General features: G+C 45.1%; 27 protein-coding genes. 9 read left to right on the top strand and 18 right to left on the bottom strand.

Annotated features, from left to right (window positions below; all coding sequences use genetic code 11):
- Positions 1–7: 7 nt before the first annotated feature.
- The 5 genes from AC6R00_RS02585 (at position 8) to yacG (ending at position 3,809) form a co-directional block, all read left to right on the top strand.
- Positions 8–1,231: a type II secretion system F family protein gene (locus AC6R00_RS02585; protein ID WP_500639229.1), complete on the top strand. Its 1,224-nt coding sequence runs from the start codon at positions 8–10 to the stop codon at positions 1,229–1,231.
- Between the two features lie 58 nt (positions 1,232–1,289).
- Positions 1,290–2,159 carry a prepilin peptidase gene (locus AC6R00_RS02580; RefSeq protein ID WP_500639228.1) on the top strand — a complete coding sequence of 290 codons (870 nt, stop codon included), beginning with the start codon at positions 1,290–1,292 and terminating at the stop codon, positions 2,157–2,159.
- A gap of 1 nt (position 2,160) precedes the next feature.
- Positions 2,161–2,769: a dephospho-CoA kinase gene (coaE, locus tag AC6R00_RS02575; RefSeq protein WP_239850742.1), complete on the top strand. Its 609-nt coding sequence runs from the start codon at positions 2,161–2,163 to the stop codon at positions 2,767–2,769.
- Positions 2,770–2,803: 34 nt separating this feature from the next.
- The gene (zapD, locus tag AC6R00_RS02570; protein WP_004742598.1) at positions 2,804–3,544 is read left to right on the top strand and encodes a cell division protein ZapD; all 741 of its coding nucleotides are present in this window, start codon (positions 2,804–2,806) and stop codon (positions 3,542–3,544) included.
- 70 nt (positions 3,545–3,614) lie between these two features.
- On the top strand, positions 3,615–3,809 hold the full coding sequence (gene yacG, locus AC6R00_RS02565; RefSeq protein WP_171324696.1) for a DNA gyrase inhibitor YacG: 195 nt from the start codon (positions 3,615–3,617) through the stop codon (positions 3,807–3,809).
- Between the two features lie 359 nt (positions 3,810–4,168).
- Here the strand turns inward: yacG and rplS are convergent, their stop codons facing one another.
- The 5 genes from rplS to ffh all read right to left on the bottom strand — a co-directional run bounded on the left by rplS (position 4,169) and on the right by ffh (position 7,757).
- Complete coding sequence (rplS, locus tag AC6R00_RS02560; protein WP_004742596.1) at positions 4,169–4,522, bottom strand: 50S ribosomal protein L19; 354 nt, start codon at positions 4,520–4,522, stop codon at positions 4,169–4,171.
- Positions 4,523–4,563: 41 nt separating this feature from the next.
- Positions 4,564–5,307: a tRNA (guanosine(37)-N1)-methyltransferase TrmD gene (trmD, locus tag AC6R00_RS02555; RefSeq protein WP_004742595.1), complete on the bottom strand. Its 744-nt coding sequence runs from the start codon at positions 5,305–5,307 to the stop codon at positions 4,564–4,566.
- A gap of 27 nt (positions 5,308–5,334) precedes the next feature.
- Positions 5,335–5,883, bottom strand: coding sequence for a ribosome maturation factor RimM (gene rimM / locus AC6R00_RS02550; protein ID WP_004742594.1), 549 nt, complete (start codon positions 5,881–5,883; stop codon positions 5,335–5,337).
- 29 nt (positions 5,884–5,912) lie between these two features.
- Positions 5,913–6,161 (bottom strand): 30S ribosomal protein S16, encoded by a 249-nt coding sequence (gene rpsP, locus AC6R00_RS02545; RefSeq protein ID WP_004742593.1) that lies wholly within the window; start codon positions 6,159–6,161, stop codon positions 5,913–5,915.
- Positions 6,162–6,368: 207 nt separating this feature from the next.
- Positions 6,369–7,757 carry a signal recognition particle protein gene (gene ffh / locus AC6R00_RS02540; RefSeq protein WP_004742592.1) on the bottom strand — a complete coding sequence of 463 codons (1,389 nt, stop codon included), beginning with the start codon at positions 7,755–7,757 and terminating at the stop codon, positions 6,369–6,371.
- A gap of 208 nt (positions 7,758–7,965) precedes the next feature.
- On the opposite strand from ffh, the gene AC6R00_RS02535 reads away from it, so the two are divergent.
- Positions 7,966–8,760 carry a cytochrome C assembly family protein gene (locus AC6R00_RS02535; protein WP_239850743.1) on the top strand — a complete coding sequence of 265 codons (795 nt, stop codon included), beginning with the start codon at positions 7,966–7,968 and terminating at the stop codon, positions 8,758–8,760.
- A 128-nt stretch (positions 8,761–8,888) separates the two neighbouring features.
- Complete coding sequence (locus AC6R00_RS02530) at positions 8,889–10,160, top strand: HlyC/CorC family transporter (protein ID WP_239850746.1); 1,272 nt, start codon at positions 8,889–8,891, stop codon at positions 10,158–10,160.
- 66 nt (positions 10,161–10,226) lie between these two features.
- On the opposite strand, the gene rpoS is transcribed toward AC6R00_RS02530, so the two are convergent.
- The 11 genes from rpoS to folB form a co-directional block, all read right to left on the bottom strand.
- Positions 10,227–11,201: an RNA polymerase sigma factor RpoS gene (rpoS, locus tag AC6R00_RS02525; RefSeq protein ID WP_004742589.1), complete on the bottom strand. Its 975-nt coding sequence runs from the start codon at positions 11,199–11,201 to the stop codon at positions 10,227–10,229.
- A gap of 69 nt (positions 11,202–11,270) precedes the next feature.
- Positions 11,271–12,182 (bottom strand): murein hydrolase activator NlpD, encoded by a 912-nt coding sequence (gene nlpD, locus AC6R00_RS02520; RefSeq protein ID WP_367938014.1) that lies wholly within the window; start codon positions 12,180–12,182, stop codon positions 11,271–11,273.
- A 2-nt stretch (positions 12,183–12,184) separates the two neighbouring features.
- On the bottom strand, positions 12,185–12,811 hold the full coding sequence (locus AC6R00_RS02515; RefSeq protein ID WP_239850750.1) for a protein-L-isoaspartate(D-aspartate) O-methyltransferase: 627 nt from the start codon (positions 12,809–12,811) through the stop codon (positions 12,185–12,187).
- Positions 12,812–12,813: 2 nt separating this feature from the next.
- A complete protein-coding gene (surE, locus tag AC6R00_RS02510) occupies positions 12,814–13,572 on the bottom strand; it encodes a 5'/3'-nucleotidase SurE (RefSeq protein ID WP_367938015.1) in 759 nt (252 codons plus the stop codon).
- Positions 13,569–14,615 carry a tRNA pseudouridine(13) synthase TruD gene (truD, locus tag AC6R00_RS02505; RefSeq protein WP_500639227.1) on the bottom strand — a complete coding sequence of 349 codons (1,047 nt, stop codon included), beginning with the start codon at positions 14,613–14,615 and terminating at the stop codon, positions 13,569–13,571. The genes surE and truD overlap by 4 nt, the downstream gene beginning before the upstream one ends.
- 53 nt (positions 14,616–14,668) lie before the next feature.
- Entirely contained in the window at positions 14,669–15,145 is a 477-nt protein-coding gene (gene ispF, locus AC6R00_RS02500; protein ID WP_004742584.1) for a 2-C-methyl-D-erythritol 2,4-cyclodiphosphate synthase, read from the bottom strand.
- Positions 15,146–15,148: 3 nt separating this feature from the next.
- Positions 15,149–15,856 carry a 2-C-methyl-D-erythritol 4-phosphate cytidylyltransferase gene (ispD, locus tag AC6R00_RS02495; protein WP_500639226.1) on the bottom strand — a complete coding sequence of 236 codons (708 nt, stop codon included), beginning with the start codon at positions 15,854–15,856 and terminating at the stop codon, positions 15,149–15,151.
- Entirely contained in the window at positions 15,857–16,135 is a 279-nt protein-coding gene (ftsB, locus tag AC6R00_RS02490; RefSeq protein WP_004742582.1) for a cell division protein FtsB, read from the bottom strand.
- A 114-nt stretch (positions 16,136–16,249) separates the two neighbouring features.
- Positions 16,250–17,053 carry an undecaprenyl-diphosphate phosphatase gene (locus tag AC6R00_RS02485; RefSeq protein ID WP_500639225.1) on the bottom strand — a complete coding sequence of 268 codons (804 nt, stop codon included), beginning with the start codon at positions 17,051–17,053 and terminating at the stop codon, positions 16,250–16,252.
- Between the two features lie 33 nt (positions 17,054–17,086).
- The gene (gene folK / locus AC6R00_RS02480) at positions 17,087–17,572 is read right to left on the bottom strand and encodes a 2-amino-4-hydroxy-6-hydroxymethyldihydropteridine diphosphokinase (protein WP_500639224.1); all 486 of its coding nucleotides are present in this window, start codon (positions 17,570–17,572) and stop codon (positions 17,087–17,089) included.
- Complete coding sequence (folB, locus tag AC6R00_RS02475) at positions 17,569–17,922, bottom strand: bifunctional dihydroneopterin aldolase/7,8-dihydroneopterin epimerase (protein WP_500639223.1); 354 nt, start codon at positions 17,920–17,922, stop codon at positions 17,569–17,571. The genes folK and folB overlap by 4 nt, the downstream gene beginning before the upstream one ends.
- Before the next feature lie 156 nt (positions 17,923–18,078).
- On the opposite strand from folB, the gene plsY reads away from it, so the two are divergent.
- Positions 18,079–18,690, top strand: a complete 612-nt coding sequence (gene plsY, locus AC6R00_RS02470; RefSeq protein WP_500639222.1) for a glycerol-3-phosphate 1-O-acyltransferase PlsY — start codon at positions 18,079–18,081, stop codon at positions 18,688–18,690.
- Between the two features lie 32 nt (positions 18,691–18,722).
- Here the strand turns inward: plsY and AC6R00_RS02465 are convergent, their stop codons facing one another.
- Both AC6R00_RS02465 and tsaD read right to left on the bottom strand, forming a co-directional pair.
- Positions 18,723–19,538 carry an alpha/beta fold hydrolase gene (locus tag AC6R00_RS02465; protein WP_500639221.1) on the bottom strand — a complete coding sequence of 272 codons (816 nt, stop codon included), beginning with the start codon at positions 19,536–19,538 and terminating at the stop codon, positions 18,723–18,725.
- Between the two features lie 107 nt (positions 19,539–19,645).
- Positions 19,646–20,665, bottom strand: coding sequence for a tRNA (adenosine(37)-N6)-threonylcarbamoyltransferase complex transferase subunit TsaD (tsaD, locus tag AC6R00_RS02460; RefSeq protein ID WP_004742576.1), 1,020 nt, complete (start codon positions 20,663–20,665; stop codon positions 19,646–19,648).
- A gap of 229 nt (positions 20,666–20,894) precedes the next feature.
- Here tsaD and rpsU point away from each other — a divergent pair, with 229 nt between their 5' ends.
- Positions 20,895–21,110 carry a 30S ribosomal protein S21 gene (gene rpsU / locus AC6R00_RS02455; RefSeq protein ID WP_001145625.1) on the top strand — a complete coding sequence of 72 codons (216 nt, stop codon included), beginning with the start codon at positions 20,895–20,897 and terminating at the stop codon, positions 21,108–21,110.
- Positions 21,111–21,122 lie beyond the last annotated feature (12 nt).

Genomic DNA, 21,122 nt, shown 5'->3' with positions numbered 1-21,122 from the left:
ATCTGAAATGAAAGCAGCATCTCATCAGCTCAAACAGTATCGCTGGAAGGGAGTTAATCAAAGAGGAAAGATCGTCTCTGGCTCAACTCTTGCCTTAACTGACAACGAAGTAAAGATTAGACTGAGTGAGCAAGCGATCCGTGTTAAATCTCTAAGAAGAAAGTCTCTGTCTCTCGTTACTCGCCTAACGCAAAGCGTTAAAAAGAAAGACATCACTCTACTCACTAGACAATTGAGCACCATGCTTGCGACCGGAGTGCCACTTCTTCAAGCTTTCAAGCTTATTACTCTTAACCACCCCAAAGCTGAGATGAGATCGATCTTAAGCTACATCAGCAAAGAGGTAGAATCAGGAAATCCGCTCTCTCAGAGCTTAGGCGCCGCTAGCCCACTATTCGATAGCCTCTATACCGACCTCGTTGCCACTGGAGAGCAGTCTGGCAACTTAGCGAAAGTACTCCAACGTATTGCTGACTATCGGGAAAAATCGCAAAGACTTAACGCCAAGGTAACCAAAGCGCTCATCTATCCCACTATGGTGATGACCACAGCTTTCGCTGTTACGTATCTAATGCTAACAATGGTGATACCTCAATTTGAAGCGATGTTTGCAGGGTTTGGTGCCAAGTTACCTTGGCTTACCCAACAAGTACTGGCCTTATCCGCTTGGTTACAAACCTATTCGGGACCTAGCTTAATTGGATTAATGCTGATATCAGGGGTCATTAAGCTCGGTTTAACAAAATCATACCGACTTCAATTACTGTTTAGTCGTACCCTACTCAAGATCCCGCTCCTCGGCAACATCTTGACTAAAGCGGCAATTGCTAAATTTAGCCGGACACTTGCCACTAGCTTTAACGCCGGAATCCCAATTCTAGAAGGTATAAGAGCCTCCGCTAAAACGGTTGGTAACCAGCATTATCATCAAGCAATCAAAGCGGCTTTGCTCGATGTCACAGCGGGCATGCCGCTGTATCTTTCACTGCGCAACTGTGACTGTTTTCCCGAAATGGTTTTGCAGATGATAATGATAGGTGAAGAGTCAGGTCGGCTCGGAGAAATGCTACACAAAGTTGCCGATGTGTATGAGTTTGAGATCGGTGACACGGTTGATAATCTTGGTAAGATCATAGAGCCTACGATTATCATCTTTCTAGGTATTGTTGTCGGTGGTCTGATTGTCGCAATGTATTTACCTATCTTTAATTTGATGAGTGTCTTAGGATAAGATACAAGGCTTATCTAATTGAACTGAATGCTTTTACTTAAAGAGCTGTACCTACTTTATGGACGTTTTTGACTATTACCCTTGGCTTTTTCCTACACTAGCAACATTGTTTGGTCTTATCGTAGGCAGCTTTTTAAACGTGGTTATCCATCGCCTACCGATCATCATGGAACGTGAATGGCGAGCCGAATGTGCGGAAAGCTTTCCTGAATACCAGATATCGCCTCCAAAAGGGACTTACAACCTCAGCGTTCCAAATTCAACTTGCCCCAAATGCGATACCCCCATTCGCATGATTGACAACATTCCTGTTGTTAGTTGGCTGATACTGAAAGGGAAATGTCGTCAATGCGATAATAAAATAAGCATACGCTACCCTTTAATTGAGGTCCTATCAGCAGGCTTATGCTTTGCTATCGCCAATCAGTTTGCGTTGAGCTACTTCTCGATTGCCTTACTGTTTTTCACCTTTACTCTTATCGCGGCGACCTTTATTGATCTCGATACCATGCTGCTGCCAGACCAACTCACACTTCCTCTAACTTGGGCAGGAATTGCACTCGCACTGTTTGGGATTAGCCCTGTATCTCTACAAGACGCGGTGATCGGTGCAATGGCTGGCTATCTTGCTTTATGGTCAGTTTACTGGCTGTTTAAGCTAGCCACAGGCAAAGAAGGAATGGGTTACGGAGACTTTAAATTGCTTGCCGCCTTGGGCGCTTGGCTTGGTTGGCAGTATTTGCCAATGATCATTTTGCTCTCTTCTTTAGTTGGCTTAATCTTTGGTCTCATTCAGCTCAAATTGAAAAGCCAAGGAATCGACAAAGCCTTCCCCTTCGGTCCTTATTTAGCTATTGCAGGTTGGTTGAGCATGATGTGGGGAAATGACATTCTCAATTGGTATTTAAGTAACTTTTTAGGAATCTAACATGGCACTAGTTATTGGTGTGACTGGTGGCATAGCCAGTGGTAAAACAACGGTTGCAGACCTATTCCATCAAGAGTTTGGTATTGAGATTGTGGATGCTGACATTGTTGCTAGGCAAGTGGTTGAGCCCAAAAGCCAAGGCTTAAAGGCCATTGAGCAACACTTTGGTCAAAGCGTTATTCAACAAGATGGAACATTAGATCGTGCAACACTAAGAGAAATCATCTTTAGCGATCCGAGCCAAAAGGAATGGTTGAACAATCTTCTTCATCCTATGATTAGAACTAGAATGCTTGCTGAACTTGCTCAAGTGCAATCGGACTATGCCTTGCTGGTCATCCCTTTAATGGTAGAGAACAACCTGCAGGCACTCGCAGATAAGGTGCTAGTGGTTGATGTTGAAGAACAAACGCAAATTCAGCGCACCGTTGAGCGAGACCAAGTTGATGCCGTTCAAGCGAAAGCTATTCTCTCTTCTCAAGCAACGCGAGAGCAGAGATTGGCCATAGCGGATTATGTGATTAAAAATAATACAGAAAACCAAAAACTTTTGCCTCAAATCACAGAATTACATAAAAAGTTCCTAGAAATCAGTAGGGAAAATCGGTGAGAATAAAGGTTGAAGAATACAGAGCCGCATATTGATGACCACGCATTATTTTGAACATCCACTGAACGAGAAAACTCGAATTTACCTCCGAGTTGAAGCCTTGCTGAATCAACTAGATGTAGCAGCTCAGTTTAGTGATGATATGCAGCATCTAATTTTCTATCGCTCCTTGTTTGATCTGCTTGAAATCTTCGAGCAAATTCAGCTCAAGAGCGAGCTAGCCAAAGATATCGAAAAGCAAAGATTAACGTACCGCTCTTGGCTCAATGTCGAGGGAGTTGATCAAGATATGCTGCAGAATATCTTAAATGAAGTCGACGCGGTACACAGTGATCTAATGGGTGCTGAACGTTTCGGACAAAGTCTTAAGGAAGACCGCTTCCTAAGCGCGATTAGGCAACGTTTCAATCTCCCAGGCGGTTCATGCTGCTTTGACCTACCAGCACTTCATCACTGGCTACACCTACCACTTGAAAATAAAAAAGCCGATGCATCTCAGTGGCTTTCAACCCTAAGACCACTCGCTGAAGCCCTCAAGCTTTGGCTTAAACTCACACGTGAAACGGGTCACTTCCGAGCAATTCAAGCCAATTCAGGTTTCTATCAAAGTGACGCTGATGAAGCTAACATTCTTCGCTTAGAAATCCCGATGCACTTTGGCGTCTACCCTATGATTTCAGGGCATAAGAACCGCTTCGCGATAAAATTCATTGAGTTTGAATCGGGTCAAGCATCGGTAGCTAACGTTGAGTTCAAACTCGCTGTGTGTAGCTAAGTCGCTAACAATAGATTCCGTATTCAAGCTATACTAAGCCCTCACCTTTGTTTAAGTTCAGAGAAACACCATGTCTAAGATTACCATCGTTCCATGCCCTCAATGCGGCCAAGATGTTACATGGGGCGAGCAGAGCCCTTTCCGCCCGTTTTGCAGTAAGCAGTGTCAGATGATTGATTTCGGCGAATGGGCTGACGAAGAGAACACGATCCCCGGCGCACCGGATATGTCTGATGCTGACGGCTGGTCGGAAGATCAGTATTAATAGATTCGAGAAGCGAGAGCGCTACGCTTTGAGATGTGAGAGTAAAGAGAAGCTGATGTGATTAGAGCATCGGCTTTTTTGTTTTTGGAGAGCTGGAGAGCTGGAGAGCTGGAGAGCTGGAGAGCTGGAGAGCTGGAGAGCTGGAGAGCTGGAGAGCTGGTTGATTGTCTCTCTTTAGGGGTAAGTTCTGTCAACACTCAACATGCGCTTCGAGAAGGGCGAAGCCCGATCCCGCTTTCCAAAAGCGAAGCGCTCCATAGGACGAAGTCCGTTCTCGAATCTCGCAGGGCGAAGTCCGTTCCAAACAAAAAAACGGAGCCACATGGGCTCCGTTTAATATGAGAACGCTAGTTATAGCATTACTTCTTAGCAAGTTTCTCTTTAATACGAGCAGACTTACCAGAACGCTCACGTAGGTAGTACAACTTGGCACGACGTACTGCACCACGGCGTTTAACTTCGATGCTATCAACCATTGGAGAGTGAGTTTGGAACGTACGCTCTACGCCTTCACCGTTAGAAATCTTACGTACAGTGAATGCAGAGTGTAGACCACGGTTACGGATTGCGATTACAACGCCTTCGAAAGCCTGTAGACGCTCACGGTCACCTTCTTTTACCTTAACTTGAACAACAACTGTGTCACCAGGTGCGAAGTTAGGTAGGTCTTTTTTCATTTGCTCTTCTTCAAGAGCCTTGATGATGTTACTCATTTTCAATATTCCTAGAATAAACTGATACTAAATTTAATAGGTTACTTAGCTCGGGTCTCTTTAATGAACTCGGCCAGTAATTGTTCCTGTTCGTCAGTCAGAGCTAGGTTTTCCAGGAGCTCTGGTCTTCTTAGCCAAGTACGGCCTAACGACTGTTTTAGTCGCCAGCGACGAATGTCCTTATGGTTACCAGACTTGAGTACCGCAGGTACTTCTTTATCGTCTAACACCTCAGGGCGCGTATAGTGAGGGCAATCTAGCAAGCCATTAGCAAAAGAGTCTTCTTCTGCTGACGCGAAATCTCCTAGTACACCCGGAACAAACCGAGACACCGAGTCAATCAACGTCATGGCTGGTATTTCACCACCCGTCATCACAAAATCCCCAATTGACCATTCTTCGTCAACTTCAGATTGAATGATACGCTCATCTACCCCTTCGTAACGGCCACAGATAAGAAGCAAGTTCTCGTTTGTTGCCAGTTCCTCTACCCCTTGTTGGTCAAGTTTTCGACCTTGAGGAGAAAGGTAGATGACTTTCGTCTTACCTGGTGACGCTTGTTTGGCTGCGTGGATAGCATCGCGCAAAGGCTGAACCATCATAAGCATGCCAGGGCCGCCACCGTAAGGTCTATCATCAACAGTGCGATGTTTGTCGTGCGTGAAATCACGAGGATTCCAAGTCTCAATCGACAAAAGACCTTTTTTAACCGCTTGACCTGTTACTCCAAAATCAGTAACAGAACGGAACATTTCAGGAAATAGGCTAATTACGCCAACCCACATGTTTATCTCGCTCTGGTAATTTGGAGTTTAGAATCCAGGATCCCAGTCAACTTCGATCCGTTGAGCTTCACGATCAATGTTTTTGATCACTTGCTCTTCAAGGAACGGAATTAATCGTTCCTTTTGTCCGAAAGCATCTTTTAGATTTGCTTTAATTACGAGAACATCGTTGGAGCCAGTTTCTAGCATGTCGGAAACGACACCTAGATCGTAACCTTTGTCGGTTACTACCTGCATACCAATCAAATCACGCCAATAGAACTCGTCTGATGGCAATTCTGGTAATACCGCAGGGTCAATTGAGATTTCAAAGTTAGTCATGAGCTGCGCTTCTTCACGCACATCAAGACCTTCCAGCTTTACCACCAAACCTTTGTTATGGCGCTTCCAGCTTTCTACTTTGTACTCGACCCACTTTTCACCTTGCTTAATAAACCAAGGTGCGTAATCAAATATGCTTTCAGTATTGTCTGTGTAGGAAAAAACCTTGAGCCAACCGCGAATGCCATAAGTAGCACCAAACTTGCCTACAACAATCTTGTCATCGCTCATTGTTTCTTTACCTTTCATCGACATAAGCTAATTTCTACTTCTTAAAATAAGAATTAAGCCGCTTTTTGAGCGTCTTTAACTAGCTTAGCTACGCGGTCAGATACAGATGCGCCTTGACCAACCCAGTGGTTAACGCGATCTAGGTCTAGACGTAGACCTTCTTCTTGACCTTGAGCAGTTGGGTTAAAGAAACCAACTTTCTCGATGAAACGGCCAGTTGCTGCATTGCGGCTGTCCGCTACTACGATTTGATAAAATGGACGCTTCTTAGCGCCGTGACGTGCCAAACGAATGGTTACCATGTCGTCCTCTTTGCTTTCTCAAAAATAAAATTAACCCCAGAAACCATTTATCGCTAAACAGTTTGGGGCTCGTGCCAAAATAAAGCTCCGGAATTTTACTCTTATTCCGGAGCAATGCAAGGTATTTAGCTACTTTTTCACCACCATAAAATGAGATTTAAGTTTGTGACTTAGCTAACACCTTGAATTTTTTGTTGCTGGGTGAAATTAGCGTCCAAATGGATTGAAGCCACCGCCTCCCATTCCGCCCATACCACCCATCATGCCTTGCATGTTGCGCATCATGCCTTTCATGCCACCTTTCTGCATTTTCTTCATCATCTTCTGCATCTGAGTGAACTGTTTAAGCAGGCGATTAACGTCTTGTACTTGGGTACCAGAACCTGCGGCAATACGTTTCTTACGTGAGCCTTTAATGAGCTCAGGACGCTGACGCTCTTTCATCGTCATCGAGTTGATGATCGCTTCCATCTGCTTGAACATCTTATCGTCAACTTTGTCTTTCACGTTGTCCGGTAAATTGCTCATGCCTGGTAGCTTGTCCATCATCCCCATCATGCCGCCCATGTTTTGCATCTGACCAAGCTGTTCACGGAAGTCTTCAAGGTCAAAGCCTTTCTTCTCTTTAAACTTCTTAGCCAGCTTCTCTGCTTTATCTTGGTCAACATTACGTTGCAGATCTTCGATAAGCGACAGGACGTCACCCATACCAAGAATACGAGATGCGACACGATCCGGGTGGAACGGTTCTAGTGCGTCGGTTTTCTCACCAACACCGAGGAATTTGATTGGTTTACCAGTGATATGGCGAACCGACAGCGCTGCACCACCACGTGCATCACCATCTACTTTGGTCAGAACCACACCCGTTAGAGGCAGCGTATCACCGAAAGCTTTGGCCGTGTTCGCCGCATCTTGACCTGTCATCGCATCGACAACAAACAGAGTCTCAACAGGGTTAATCGCAGTATGCAGCTCTTGAATCTCAGCCATCATCTGCTCATCAACAGCTAAACGACCCGCCGTATCGACAAGAAGTACATCGTAGAATTTCTTCTTCGCATGGTCGATAGCGGCATTAGCGATATCAATCGGCTTTTGATCAGCTGAAGATGGGAAGAAATCAACACCAACATCTGAAGCCAGTGTTTCTAGCTGTTTGATCGCCGCAGGACGGTAAACGTCGGCAGATACAACCAGCACTTTCTTCTTATCGCGCTCTTTTAATAACTTTGAAAGCTTACCAACAGAAGTCGTTTTACCTGCACCCTGCAGACCAGCCATTAATACAACAGCAGGTGGCTGAGCCGCTAGGTTAAGCGCTTCGTTGGACTCACCCATCACCGCTTCAAGCTCAGCTTGAACGATCTTAATGAACTCTTGGCCTGGTGTTAGAGATTTCGAAACCTCTACCCCAACGGCGCTCTCTTTAATACGCTTAATAAATTCACGTACAACCGGAAGAGCAACGTCAGCTTCAAGAAGCGCCATACGCACTTCACGCAACGTCTCTTTAATATTGTCTTCGGTCAGACGACCTTTACCGCTGATGTTTTTCAGCGTTTTGGATAAGCGATCCGTTAAATTCTCAAACATCTTAGTCTCTTTACCCAGACGGTGTGCAAGGAGGCTCGCCCGTCAATATTGGCGAAAAATTACTATGAGTATACCTTAGCCAACCCATGCTTGACACTGCCTAGATAACTTTTGATATCTCAAGTCACGCAAATGAGCGAGATAAGTCATAGCTCAAGCCGTTGATGCAAGGTATAATTTGTTAAAAATTCACCAGCTCTAGAGAATAATGGATAACCTAATCGCCGTTGTTGCAGCCATACTTTATCTATTAGCGATTGCAACCATCGTTCCGGGACTTGTACATCAAACAGGGATCCGCGTAAAAACAGTCTTCGTTAGTGCCATTCTAGCGCTGACTTTTCATGCGTGGTTGCTAAGCGATCTTATTTTAGGCAGCTCCGGGCAAAACCTCAGTATTCTGAATGTCGCCTCATTAATCGGCTTTATTATCTCTTTAGTCATGAGTGGCGCGATGTTAAAAACTCGCCTCTGGTTCTTACTGCCTGTGGTGTACAGCTTTTCCGCAATGAATCTTGTTGCGGCTGCATTTTTGCCAAGCACTTTTATTACTCATCTAGAACAAGACCCTAAGCTGCTGATCCATATTTCCTTGGCACTGTTCTCATACTCGACTTTGACCATTGGCGCTTTGTACGCATTACAGTTGGCATGGCTTGACCATAAACTCAAAACCAAGAAAGCCTTGGCGATAAACCCCAACTTACCACCACTATTAATGGTTGAACGTCAGCTATTCAATATCATCTTAATTGGTAATCTACTACTGACAGGGACACTACTGACTGGCTTTATCTTTGTCCAAGATATGTTTGCTCAAGGGAAAGCGCATAAAGGCATCCTTTCGTTTATTGCGTGGGTTGTCTATTCAGTACTGCTTTGGGGACACTACCAGAAAGGCTGGCGCGGCAGGAAAGTGACTTGGTTTGCCGTGGCAGGTGCCACTTTACTGACCCTAGCTTATTTTGGCAGCCGATTTGTACGAGAAATCATTCTTCGCTAGCTAACTAGTATCAACAAAGGTGCATCGAATGCACCTTTCTTTTACAATATTCAGTTCTCTTTTTGAAATTGACTTAACCCAGAAATTAGGTCATAAATTAACCAAACATAACAAGGAAAAGATAAGCTTTGGACGACATATCAACGGGTATCTTATTTGCGCTACTCGCGTGTCTTATTGTTATTTCAGGATATTTTTCAGGCTCAGAAACAGGGATGATGTCTCTGAACCGATACCGCCTAAAGCACCTAGCCAACACAGGTCACAAAGGTGCTAAACGTGTTGAAAAACTACTCGATCGCCCCGATCGTTTGATAGGTTTGATCCTCATCGGCAACAACCTCGTCAATATTCTTGCTTCTGCAATTGCCACCATTCTGGGTATGCGATTGTTTGGTAACTTAGGTGTCGCCATTGCAACTGGTACGCTCACCTTAGTCATTCTGGTCTTCGCCGAAGTCACCCCAAAAACCCTTGCAGCCCTCTATCCTGAGAGAGTGTCATACGCGAGCAGCGTTGTACTGACTATCTTGATGAAGGTTCTTTCTCCGCTGGTTATCTTGGTTAACTTTATCACCAACGGTTTCATCCGCCTTCTTGGAATCAAAGCCGATCATGGTGGTGACGATCACTTAAGCTCTGAAGAATTGCGTACTGTCGTCAATGAAGCGGGGAGCCTGATTCCACGTCGCCACCAAGATATGTTGATCTCCATTCTCGATTTAGAGCATGTGACGGTAAACGACATCATGGTGCCACGTAATGAGATTACCGGTATTGATATCAATGACGACTGGAAATCTATCGTACGTCAGTTAACTCACTCCCCGCATGGACGAGTGGTTTTATATCGCGACCAGATTGATGAAGTGGTTGGTATGCTGCGCTTACGAGAGTCATACCGATTAATGCTCGAGAAGAACGAGTTTACCAAGGAAACCTTGCTCCGTGCTGCTGATGAAGTTTATTTCATTCCGGAAAGTACCCCGCTCAACGTGCAACTACTTAAGTTCCAACGCAACAAAGAGCGCATTGGTTTAATCGTTGATGAGTACGGCGATATTATCGGCTTGATTACTCTAGAAGATATTTTGGAAGAGATCGTGGGAGAGTTTACCACCTCTATTGCACCGAGCTTGTCTGATGAAATTACCCCACAAGGTGATGGCAGCTTCCTCATTGAGGGCAGTGCCAATATTCGAGACATCAACAAAGGGCTCAAGTGGACATTGCCTACTGACGGGCCAAGAACGCTGAACGGATTGATTCTCGAACACTTAGAAGATATCCCGGAAAGCCACCTCAGTGTGCAAGTCTCTGGTCATCCGATGGAAATCGTTGAGCTTGAAGAGAACCGCATCAAGCTAGTAAAAGTATTTCCTGTTCTCAAAACTCAGTAGCTAGTTCTAGACTGGTCGATCAAAAAAGCCTTGGAATTCCAAGGCTTTTTGCTATCAGATTGAAGATTAATCTTCAGTGACACTAAATAGGTTTTCCATATTTAGTCCCTGCTTGATCAATATCTCTCGTAGGCGACGTAAGCCCTCTACTTGTATTTGACGAACACGTTCACGAGTAAGGTTAATCTCGCGACCGACCTCTTCAAGAGTCGATGGCTCATAGCCAAGAAGGCCAAAGCGACGCGCTAAGACTTCTTTTTGCTTTGGATTAAGCTCATCCAACCAATGGATTAGAGAGTTTTTGATGTCGTCATCTTGCGTTGAAACTTCAGGGTCTGAGTTATTAATATCTGGAATGATATCAAGCAGAGCCTTTTCACCATCGCCACCAATGGGTGTATCAACAGAACTGATACGTTCATTAAGGCGGAGCATTTTACTCACATCATCGACTGGCTTGTCTAGTTGAGTTGCTATCTCTTCTGCAGTAGGCTCATGGTCAAGTTTCTGTGAAAGTTCACGAGCAGTACGCAGGTAAATATTAAGCTCTTTGACGACGTGAATAGGTAATCGAATCGTGCGAGTTTGATTCATTAATGCACGTTCAATAGTTTGACGAATCCACCATGTTGCGTAGGTAGAGAATCTGAAACCACGCTCTGGGTCGAACTTCTCAACCGCACGGATCAATCCTAGGTTCCCTTCTTCAATAAGATCAAGAAGCGCTAGGCCACGGTTACTGTATCGACGTGAGATTTTCACTACTAAGCGAAGGTTACTTTCGATCATTCGTTTACGCGCAGCTTCATCACCTCGCAAGGCACGACGCGCATACAGAACTTCTTCTTCAGCGGTAAGTAGTGGAGAAAAACCAATTTCACCTAAGTAAAGCTGGGTAGCATCAAGACTTTTGGTCGATGCATCAAACTCTTCTTTGGTTTCTTGTGCGGGTTTTGCGGATTCTACGGCTTGAAACGTTTCCGTTGTTTCTTGACCGATTTCGAATTCTTCGACTTTCGTTGCTGTATTGCTGATACTCATAGCGCCTCCCCCTGGCGAGCTAGCAAGACATTACTACGTCTAATGTCGCTATTTTACCTAACAGTAAATTTACGGTAAGTAGCGTTTTGGATTTACTGACTTACCTTGATAGCGAATTTCAAAGTGCAAACGAACGCTGCTTGTTCCTGAGCTGCCCATTGTTGCAATCTTTTGGCCTGCTTTTACACTTTGTCCTTCGTGTACTAGCAACCGATCATTATGTGCATATGCACTGAGGTAATTGTCGTTATGTTTTATAATCACAAGATTACCGTAACCACGTAGCGCATTGCCTGAATAAACGACGGTGCCACCTGCTGTCGATACGATGGATTGACCTCGCTGTCCTGCGATATCAATACCTTTATTCCCTTGATCTCCAGCAGAAAAGTTTTTGATTACTCTCCCTTTTGTTGGCCATAACCACTTGGAAATTTTATTGTTGTTGGTAGTTGGTTTGCTAACAGTTTTGTTAACATTTTGTTTACCTGTAGAACCAACATACTCCTTTGATTTCGATTGATCAACCTTCTTAGGTGGATCTTTTTTCACCGTTTTGTGATCTTTCTTAGCCTGAGTTGAGCTAACCTTTTGATTCGAGTTTTTACTCGAACTTGACTTATTGCTTGAGGTAGATGGAGTACTTGTAGCAGCGACAACAGCGCCCGCCCCAGTGCCACCGTACGCCGGTGCGGTATAAGCAGGCTGCCATAACTTCAATTTTTGCCCTGGGTAGATGGTATAAGGTGCTTTTAACCCATTGTAACTAATGATTTCTTTTACATCCTTGTCTGTGACATAGGCTATAAAATACAGCGTATCGCCTTTTTCAACTTCATAGAAGCTACCTCTGTAGCTTCCCCTTGAAACTGAGCTGTAGTCTTTTTTCAGTCCGGTCACTGGCGCAGGAGTATGCGCCGCACATCCTATCAATGCACTGCACAAGGCCAACACCAGAAGAAAATAAGACTGCTGCTTCATCTTTACGCCAGATCACCTGCAACTAAAGGAACAAACCTTACCATCTCTACCACTTCGGAAAGATATTCATCACCATTGCGGGTAATCTTCAATAACTGCTGCTCTTCGTTACCTACAGGAATCACCATAACACCGCCCTCTGCTAATTGAGCAAGTAATGCCGCGGGTACTGATTCAGCTGCTGCGGTAACAATAATCGCATCAAATGGCGCTTTTGCAGCCCACCCTTGCCATCCGTCACCATGCTTAGTCGAAACATTGTAGATATCGAGCTGCTTTAGACGACGCTTTGCTTCCCATTGCAACGCTTTAATCCGCTCAATTGAAAACACATGCTCAACTAGTTGGGCCAACACAGCAGTCTGATAACCAGAACCTGTGCCAACTTCAAGGACTTTACTCTGCCTCGTCAGACCTAATATCTCGGTCATCTTAGCGACAATATATGGCTGAGAGATGGTTTGCCCCTGCCCAATTGGCAATGCATTGTTGTCATAAGCTTGATGCATCATCGCTTGAGAGACGAACTGCTCTCTAGGTAAACGATAGATAGCATCGAGTACTTTCTGATCTTGAATGCCACTCGCGACAAGAAAGTCGATTAATCTGTCAGCATGTGGGTTTACCATTCTTATTGTTCCTTTAACCAGTGATCCATACTTGTCAGAGATTCATGTGCAGTCAGGTCAACTTGCAGTGGTGTAACTGATACGTAGCCTTGTTCAATCGCGAAGAAATCCGTCCCCTCTCCGGCATCCTGTTCTTTCCCTGGGGGGCCTAACCAATAAATATCATGACCACGTGGATCTTTCTGCTTAATCATTGCTTCAGCGTGATGGCGCGCACCCAGTCGAGTTACCTGAGTTCCCTTTAACTGAGAAAGCTCAACATCCGGAATATTAACATTGAGAAGCCTGTTGGTTGGAATAGGTTTAGCTGCATGCTGAGAGACTAACTCGCGCGCAATGGTCGCTGCGGTTACAAAATGGTGTTTGCCCACCAGCGAGAATGCTATCGCTTGCACACCGAGAAAGTGACCTTCCATTGCTGCGGCGACAGTCCCCGAGTAAAGTACATCATCACCCAAGTTTGCACCGTGGTTCACTCCTGCTAGCACGAGATCTGGCAAATCATCTTTCATCAACTCATTGAGTGCAAAGTGGACACAATCTGTTGGTGTCCCTTGGACTGAAAAAATTTTCGGTGAAATTTCGGTCACGCGCAAGGGCTGCTCTAACGTCAATGAGTTAGAAGCACCAGAGCGGTTACGGTCAGGCGCAACGATCGTCACCTCTGCCATATCTCTTAACGAATCGGCTAAGGCATGAATCCCTTCAGCATGAACACCATCATCGTTACTAATTAGGATTTTTAGTGGCTTATCATTCATTGATAGTGACGCTCCACTTCGACCTCTTCAATTAGCTCTCGAACAATGGCAGTCGCAAAACAGCCTGCATCTAAGGAGAACTTCAAAGTCACTTGGTCACCATTAACTTCCCAAGTGAGGTCTTGAGGCATTAGTGAAATCTCACGTCGCTCATGACGCATGCGATTACCGCGAATCAAAGCCATTAAGTCAGGCTCTGCATCCAAATGCGGTTGCTCAAGCTCAAGTGCTTGTTCTAGAGTCGGTAAAGCATTGTCGCCCGCCATTGCGGCAGTAATTTGCGCTTGGCCAAAACTCAATTGCTCCGTCACACTGGCTAGATTGTCCTGAGTGATACTCACTCGCTCATCACCTTGCAAAACGATGTCACCCATCACTGGCTGAGCGAAAAGGTCTTTCTCAATGCGCTCTGATAGAATCGTGTTGAAGATCCAAGATCGTGCAGCAGACAAATAGAGGCTACGTTTGTTCTGGTTGCGAGTGCGGACGTTTTCTCGCCCCCAACGACGAGCTTCGTTAAGGTTATTACCTTGATTACCAAAGCGTTGGCTACCAAAATAGTTTGGCACCCCTGTTTTCGCCACAGACTCTAAACGTGACACTACATCTTCAACATTGCTCACTTCTGTGATGGTCAGAGTAAATTCATTGCCAACCAAGTCACCCGGGCGCAACTTTTTGTTATGTCTGTTTGTTGCCAGTATTTCAATACTCGGATATTGGGCGAGAAAAGCACTAAAGTCTGGTGTGTCTCCTTTTGGCAAATGGACACTCAGCCACTGCTCTGTAACTGCGTGGCGATCCTTAAGACCAGCCCAGCTAACATCTTTAGATTTGACACCGCATGCTTTGGCCAATTCATTAGCGACAAAGCTAGTATTTTCACCCGTTTTACGGATACGCACCATAAGGTGTTCGCCGCTACCAGTGAAGTCAAAACCTAAATTTTCGTTGACTTGAAAATGCTCAGGCTCAACTTTTAGTTTGCCCTTTGCTACTGGCTTACCATTTAAGTAAGCCAATGGAGATAAAATATCAGACATAGTTTTTTCCGTTACTTGGCAGCCAAAACAATTCAAGCCAACCAGTAATCTATTTATTCTTTAATCAGCACCACAACCGCTGCAGTTGCAATACCTTCTTTGCGCCCAGTGAAACCCAAACGCTCAGTCGTCGTTGCTTTCACGTTCACATTACCGATATCTGTTTCCAGATCTTGGGCAATCACCTGACACATAGACTCAATATGCGGCGCCATTTTAGGTGCCTGCGCCATGATCGTAACGTCAGCATTACCAAGAATATAGCCTTGTTCTCGTACTCGACGGTAAACATCGCGTAATAAATCTCGGCTATTGGCTCCTTTCCACTTGTCATCAGTATCAGGGAAATGACGACCAATATCACCGGCAGCGATTGCACCTAGCAATGCGTCACACAATGCGTGCAGAGCGACGTCACCGTCCGAGTGGGCAATCAGCCCTTGCTCATAAGGAACGTCAACACCACCAATTATAACAGGGCCTTCGCCACCAAATTTATGCACATCAAAGCCGTGGCCAATTCGAATCATGAGTTATCCTTTGTTTCTATTTAGATAAAACTCAGCTAACGCTAAATCTTCTGGTTGGGTTATTTTTATATTGTCAGCGCGTCCCTGAACTAAGGCGGGCTTTTCTCCTAACCATTCCATTGCTGACGCTTCATCTGTGATAGCAACACCACTAGCGAGCGCCTTCGTCAATGCTTCTGTTAGCGGCTGAGCTTTAAACAGTTGTGGAGTAAGTGCATGCCACAATGCTTCTCTTTCGACAGTATGATCAATATTTTGCTCACTATCCGCTCGTTTCATCGTATCTCGCACTGGCGCCGCGAGAATAGCACCTAACTGATTGTTATCAGCTTCTCTCATCAAACGATCGACATCTTCTAGTGCGAAACATGGCCGCGCCGCATCATGTACTAACGCCCATTCGGCGAGTTGATTTTGCTCGATGTACTGCAAAGCGGATAACACGGAATCTGCCCGTTCTTTACCACCTGATACTCGAATGACATTCGGGTGATCTGCTAAAGAAAGCTCTGGATAGTATGGGTCACTGTCTGTGATAGCGACGACCACTTTATTGACCATAGGATGGAGCAAAAGTTTTTCAACAGTATGCTCTAATACTGTATGACCTTGGATCTTGAGGTACTGCTTAGGACGATCCGCTTTCATGCGACTCCCCACACCAGCGGCGGGGACAACAGCTACCACAGACATTTGTGAGGTCGAAGACATTTAATTGTCCTCTCCAACGATACGATAGAAAGTTTCCCCTTCTTTGATCATACCAAGCTCATGGCGAGCGCGTTCTTCAATCGCATCAAGCCCTTGGCGTAAATCATCAATCTCCGCAAACATTTCATCATTGCGAGTTTTTAAGTTGCCATTAACTTGGTGCTGAACTTGGGTTTCAGCATTCACGGCCTGAAAATCGGAAATACCATTTTTGCCGAACCACAGTTCAAATTGTAGCCAGCCTAAAACTAAGGTTAGGGTCAGTGCAAAAATCCGCATACCGTCAATCAAAGAAGAGAGATAAAGAAAGACCACATATATATCACAATGTCGCGGTTCAAGCGAGATTGGACTATGTGGTCTAGGTAAAGATTGTGTATCTGTTTGAAAGACTTAGTTCATCATTAAAAACGCGAACAAGCCGACACCTAAAATCAAACGGTAGATAACAAATGGTGTCATGCCCATGCGCGAAATAAGCTTCAAAAAGAAGTGGATACAGATGTAAGCACTAATAAATGAAGTCACAATCCCTGTCAGTAAAAAGCCTAAGTGGATAGGTTCTCCACTCGTCACCAGCTTAAGACCTAGATAACCGCCCGCTAACAAAATGATTGGAATCGACATTAGAAAAGAAAAACGTGCCGCCGCTTCACGGGTAAAACCAAGATACAGAGCCGCAGTGATAGTAGCACCAGAGCGAGACGTGCCAGGGATCATTGCCATTGCTTGAGCGATACCAATAAACAACGCTTTCTTCCAATCTGCTTGATACTCATCATCGCCCAACTTAGAATTTTTATCGACATACCAAAGCAGTAAACCAAAGACGATAGTGGTCGTCGCAATAACCCAAGCACTACGTAAATACAGCTCGATAATGTCTTTCATCAGCAAGCCAAACACACAGGCAGGAATGGTCGCCAAGATAATCATCCACGCTAACTTAGCTTCTTTGCTTCGCTCGCCTTTAAAAATAGAGCCTAAGAATGCTGAGAGTAAGCTGATCACTTCTTTGCGGAAATAGATCACCACCGCAGCTAAAGTACCAACGTGCACTGCGACATCAAACGCTAGCCCTTGGTCTTCCCAACCCAAAACAGCCGACGGTAGAATCAAATGCGCAGAACTAGAAATAGGCAAAAATTCGGTTAGTCCTTGAATCAAAGCAAGAACAAAAGCTTCAAAATAACTCATTAAAATCTCATAACGTCTTCAGGTCTTGTGACCTTAGTTAAACCATAAGGGAATGGCTTCTAAATCAGTATCAAACGAGGTCTGCTGCCAAATTTGTTCAATCGTCCGTCCATCTTGAGGGACCACCAATTGTGGACAAAGCTCAAACAGTGGCTTAAGTACAAAGGCATATTTAAAAATATCACCACGCGGTATCTCAGGCTTAGATGAACAGGTTTGATCACCAAACAAGATAATATCGAGATCGACAGTACGAGGCTCAAACTTGCCAGCGTTCTCAGCTCGCCCCCATTTGAGCTCAATTTTACGCAGCTGTCGCGAAAATTCCGTTAAAGTTAACGATGTTTTCATTTCTACGACAAGGTTGTAAAAAGCATTACTCTTAAAGCCAATAGACTCGCACTCATAAATCGTCGATAGACGAATATCGCAACCGAGCGCGCCCAACTCAGTAATGGCAGCTTGGATATGTTTTCGCCTGTCAATGTTCGAACCAATACCTATATAGGTGGTGATCATGCAGCGCCTCTTTCGATCACCACACCCACACCTGCTGCCTGAGGGACTGCTCCCGGCTTAGTTAAACGAACCTTGATCCAAGGTACATTGAAGCGAGACATAATCAGTTCAGCGACTTCTTCGGCAACACGCTCTACTAACAGGAAACGACCACCTTCAATATGAGACAGCACCGCTTGGCTAACCTGAGCATAATCAAGCGCATCAACCACATCATCGCTTTTACCCGCAGGACGGTTATCGTGAGCCATTTCGATATCAAGCACCAATTTTTGCTTAATCTCTTGCTCCCAATCGTACACTCCAATCGTAGTAATCACTTCGAGTTGCTCAATAAATACTTTATCCATTTGTTGCTTCCTTTAGAGGTCGGATACCCAATTTAAGTAAAAAGTCGTACTATTTGCAGCTCAAACTAGACTGATTTTGTAGTTTGAGAGCGTCAGGCGCGATATGATATCAGTTACTTGCTTGGCTAACACCTGTTTCGGACGAGTTACTCTACTATGACCCCACTAGCACTGATCATGATCATCTTTGCCTATATGCTAGGCTCGATATCGAGTGCTGTGCTTATTTGTCGTGTACTGCGTTTACCAGATCCTCGTGGTGTTGGTTCAAACAATCCTGGCGCGACCAACGTATTAAGAATTGGCGGAAAGAAAGCAGCGGTTGCAGTTCTTCTATGTGACATGTTGAAAGGCACCATTCCTGTCTGGGGCGGTTACTTCCTTGATATTGATCCGATCATTCTTGGCGTTATCGCGATTGCGGCCTGCTTAGGTCATATGTACCCGCTGTTCTTTCACTTTAAGGGCGGCAAAGGGGTAGCGACTGCCTTGGGCGCCATTGCTCCGATTGGATTAGATCTGACGGGCATGATCATCGCAACTTGGCTAAGTGTGGCGTTTTTATTCCGCTACTCTTCCTTGGCCGCGATTGTCACTGTGTTGCTTGCCCCGTTCTATACGTGGATGGTCAAACCGCAATACACACTGCCAGTAGCCATGCTGTGCTGCTTGATTATTTTCCGTCATCACCAAAACATTAAGCGCCTATTTGAAGGAACGGAACCTAAAGTGGGTGAAAAGAAGGATGGGTTGAATAAAGCCTCATAGTTATGAGGCTTTATAGAGGTTTTCTAGTCTAATTAAGAATATACGCGCTCTAAGAAGCTCTTAAGCATCTCGGTAACAAAATCCGCTTGCTCTAGGTTAGAGATATGACCCGCTTTCGGAATCTGAATGAGTTCAGAACCTGAAATTGTATCGTGCATCAGGTATGACTCTAGAACTGGGCGAGGTTTATCTTCTTGGCCTACCGCAATCAAAACGGGTAGAGCGAATTTTTCGATCTCTTCAATTTGGTCGCGACGACCAAATACCATGCGCCCTACACGAGCGACTTCAACCGCTCTATCACCTTTTAAGCTGCGCAAAGATTCAGTGAATATCTTGACCAATTCAGGGTTATCTTGCTGTGCGTTATTGGCAAAAAACAGTGGCGTTACCGCTTCAACCAATGGTTCTGGTACTGCTTGTAGCTGCCTGATGGTATCAAGCATACCGAAGTATTTGGCATGGGTAACTTCAGGCTCAAGACCAACAAAAGTATCCATCAATACTAGCGACTGAACGCGTTGTGGTACTAGGCTAACCACTTCAGTGCCCCACATTCCACCCACCGACAGACCAACAATTGAGAAGGATTCGATATCAAGATGATCCATCAATGCCACTATCTGCTTAGCGTAATCCGTTAAAGAACGCGTCGACTCTGGTGCAAAGTCTGATTGGCCATGCGCCCATAGCTCTGGAACGATACAGCGGTAATCTTGGCTCAATGCAGCGACTTGTGGCGCCCACATCTCGCTATCCCAAAGATAACTGTGGCCGAGAACAATCACTGGACCTTGACCAATATCTTGGTACGCCATTTCACGCCCGTCGATCGCAAACTTATTCATCTCTATTTATCCATTTGTTTTATAAAGTCCAAAGCGTAGCACTTTTTACATCGTTAACAGCTCGGAGCTTAGATACAAAAAAGTCGCCTTACTGGGCGACTCTGCTCTTATTCGGCAATTGGTTCTAGTTGATCGATAGGCCAACGTGGTGTCGCTTGAACCGAAAGATCGGCCACTTCACCATTTTTTAGTCGCTGCATACCTGCATACGCAATCATTGCCCCATTATCTGTACAGAATTCCGTGCGTGGGTAGTAAACTTCGCCACCAATTTTCTTTGCTAGCTGCTCAAGATCAGCGCGCAGACGACGGTTGGCGCTCACTCCCCCAGCAATCACAATACGCTTAAAACCTGTTTGCTCTAGCGCTCGCTTACATTTGATCGTTAGAGTCGCACATACGGCTTCTTCAAACGCCAACGCGATATCCGCGCGGGTCTGCTCATCATCACCATTGGCGGCAATCGTATTGGCAGTAAACGTCTTTAGACCTGAGAAACTCATATCAAGTCCAGGTCGGTCCGTCATAGGACGTGGGAACTTAAAGCGACCAGGCGTACCTTTTTCCGCTAATTTAGACAGCAAAGGGCCGCCCGGGTAATCTAAGCCCATTAACTTAGCAGTTTTATCAAATGCTTCACCAGCCGCATCATCAATAGACTCGCCAAGGATCTTGTATTCACCAATACCTTTCACTTCAACCATCATCGAGTGACCACCAGAAACCAAGACCGCAACAAACGGGAAAGGTGGTGGATTGTCTTCAAGCATTGGTGCTAATAAATGCCCTTCCATATGATGGACAGGCACCGCAGGCACACCCCAAGCGTAAGCGATACTGCGGCCTATGGTGGCACCAACCAACAGGGCACCCACAAGACCAGGACCTGCGGTATAAGCGACGCCATCAATATCTTTTGGCGTCAGATTCGCTTCCGCCATTGCCGCTTTAATTAACGGAATCGTCTTTTTAACGTGATCGCGTGAAGCCAGTTCTGGCACTACACCACCATAATCAGCGTGCAGTTTTACCTGACTATATAATTGATGCGAAAGCAGTCCTTTCTCATCATCGTAAATAGCAATTCCTGTTTCATCACAAGAGGTTTCGATACCAATAATGCGCATGGTTTACCTTGGATGTCTCTGTCTAGTATTCAAAATTGGCGCAATCTTACCGCGCCTTCGCTTCTCAAACAAATTTTGTGCAAACTCTACCCAACAAAATACTTTACAAAGCCAGTGTGATCAGATTAAAATTCCGCACCATTTTTGATCAAGCTGATTGTAGACCTAGCTGCTAAGCTAAGTACTGTGAAGTCAGCATTAACGAATTAACCCCTGAGGTGAAAGGCATATGCCAGTAGTTAAAGTACGTGAAAACGAACCGTTCGACGTTGCTCTACGTCGTTTCAAACGCTCTTGCGAAAAAGCAGGTATCCTTTCTGAAGTGCGTCGTCGTGAGCACTACGAAAAACCAACTACAGTTCGCAAACGCGCTAAAGCAGCAGCTCAAAAGCGTCACGCTAAGAAGCTAGCTCGCGAAAACGCTCGTCGCGTTCGCCTGTACTAATAACTAAGTCCT

This window comes from Vibrio sp. R10-SF1-ISO8 (genome assembly GCF_059833805.1).
Note: the sequence above shows the minus strand (reverse complement) of the source record. Positions and strands in the feature narration are given on the sequence as shown.

Excerpts from the sequence above, each read along its gene's own strand:
- AC6R00_RS02585 (WP_500639229.1), top strand. The coding sequence starts at position 8 with ATGAAAGCAGCATCTCATCAGCTCAAACAGTATCGCTGGAAGGGAGTT.
- AC6R00_RS02580 (WP_500639228.1), top strand. The coding sequence starts at position 1,290 with ATGGACGTTTTTGACTATTACCCTTGGCTTTTTCCTACACTAGCAACA.
- coaE (WP_239850742.1), top strand. The coding sequence starts at position 2,161 with ATGGCACTAGTTATTGGTGTGACTGGTGGCATAGCCAGTGGTAAAACA.
- zapD (WP_004742598.1), top strand. The coding sequence starts at position 2,804 with ATGACCACGCATTATTTTGAACATCCACTGAACGAGAAAACTCGAATT.
- yacG (WP_171324696.1), top strand. The coding sequence starts at position 3,615 with ATGTCTAAGATTACCATCGTTCCATGCCCTCAATGCGGCCAAGATGTT.
- rplS (WP_004742596.1), bottom strand. The coding sequence starts at position 4,522 with ATGAGTAACATCATCAAGGCTCTTGAAGAAGAGCAAATGAAAAAAGAC.
- trmD (WP_004742595.1), bottom strand. The coding sequence starts at position 5,307 with ATGTGGGTTGGCGTAATTAGCCTATTTCCTGAAATGTTCCGTTCTGTT.
- rimM (WP_004742594.1), bottom strand. The coding sequence starts at position 5,883 with ATGTCGATGAAAGGTAAAGAAACAATGAGCGATGACAAGATTGTTGTA.
- rpsP (WP_004742593.1), bottom strand. The coding sequence starts at position 6,161 with ATGGTAACCATTCGTTTGGCACGTCACGGCGCTAAGAAGCGTCCATTT.
- ffh (WP_004742592.1), bottom strand. The coding sequence starts at position 7,757 with ATGTTTGAGAATTTAACGGATCGCTTATCCAAAACGCTGAAAAACATC.
- AC6R00_RS02535 (WP_239850743.1), top strand. The coding sequence starts at position 7,966 with ATGGATAACCTAATCGCCGTTGTTGCAGCCATACTTTATCTATTAGCG.
- rpoS (WP_004742589.1), bottom strand. The coding sequence starts at position 11,201 with ATGAGTATCAGCAATACAGCAACGAAAGTCGAAGAATTCGAAATCGGT.
- nlpD (WP_367938014.1), bottom strand. The coding sequence starts at position 12,182 with ATGAAGCAGCAGTCTTATTTTCTTCTGGTGTTGGCCTTGTGCAGTGCA.
- AC6R00_RS02515 (WP_239850750.1), bottom strand. The coding sequence starts at position 12,811 with ATGGTAAACCCACATGCTGACAGATTAATCGACTTTCTTGTCGCGAGT.
- surE (WP_367938015.1), bottom strand. The coding sequence starts at position 13,572 with ATGAATGATAAGCCACTAAAAATCCTAATTAGTAACGATGATGGTGTT.
- truD (WP_500639227.1), bottom strand. The coding sequence starts at position 14,615 with ATGTCTGATATTTTATCTCCATTGGCTTACTTAAATGGTAAGCCAGTA.
- ispF (WP_004742584.1), bottom strand. The coding sequence starts at position 15,145 with ATGATTCGAATTGGCCACGGCTTTGATGTGCATAAATTTGGTGGCGAA.
- ispD (WP_500639226.1), bottom strand. The coding sequence starts at position 15,856 with ATGTCTTCGACCTCACAAATGTCTGTGGTAGCTGTTGTCCCCGCCGCT.
- ftsB (WP_004742582.1), bottom strand. The coding sequence starts at position 16,135 with ATGCGGATTTTTGCACTGACCCTAACCTTAGTTTTAGGCTGGCTACAA.
- AC6R00_RS02485 (WP_500639225.1), bottom strand. The coding sequence starts at position 17,053 with ATGAGTTATTTTGAAGCTTTTGTTCTTGCTTTGATTCAAGGACTAACC.
- folK (WP_500639224.1), bottom strand. The coding sequence starts at position 17,572 with ATGATCACCACCTATATAGGTATTGGTTCGAACATTGACAGGCGAAAA.
- folB (WP_500639223.1), bottom strand. The coding sequence starts at position 17,922 with ATGGATAAAGTATTTATTGAGCAACTCGAAGTGATTACTACGATTGGA.
- plsY (WP_500639222.1), top strand. The coding sequence starts at position 18,079 with ATGACCCCACTAGCACTGATCATGATCATCTTTGCCTATATGCTAGGC.
- AC6R00_RS02465 (WP_500639221.1), bottom strand. The coding sequence starts at position 19,538 with ATGAATAAGTTTGCGATCGACGGGCGTGAAATGGCGTACCAAGATATT.
- tsaD (WP_004742576.1), bottom strand. The coding sequence starts at position 20,665 with ATGCGCATTATTGGTATCGAAACCTCTTGTGATGAAACAGGAATTGCT.
- rpsU (WP_001145625.1), top strand. The coding sequence starts at position 20,895 with ATGCCAGTAGTTAAAGTACGTGAAAACGAACCGTTCGACGTTGCTCTA.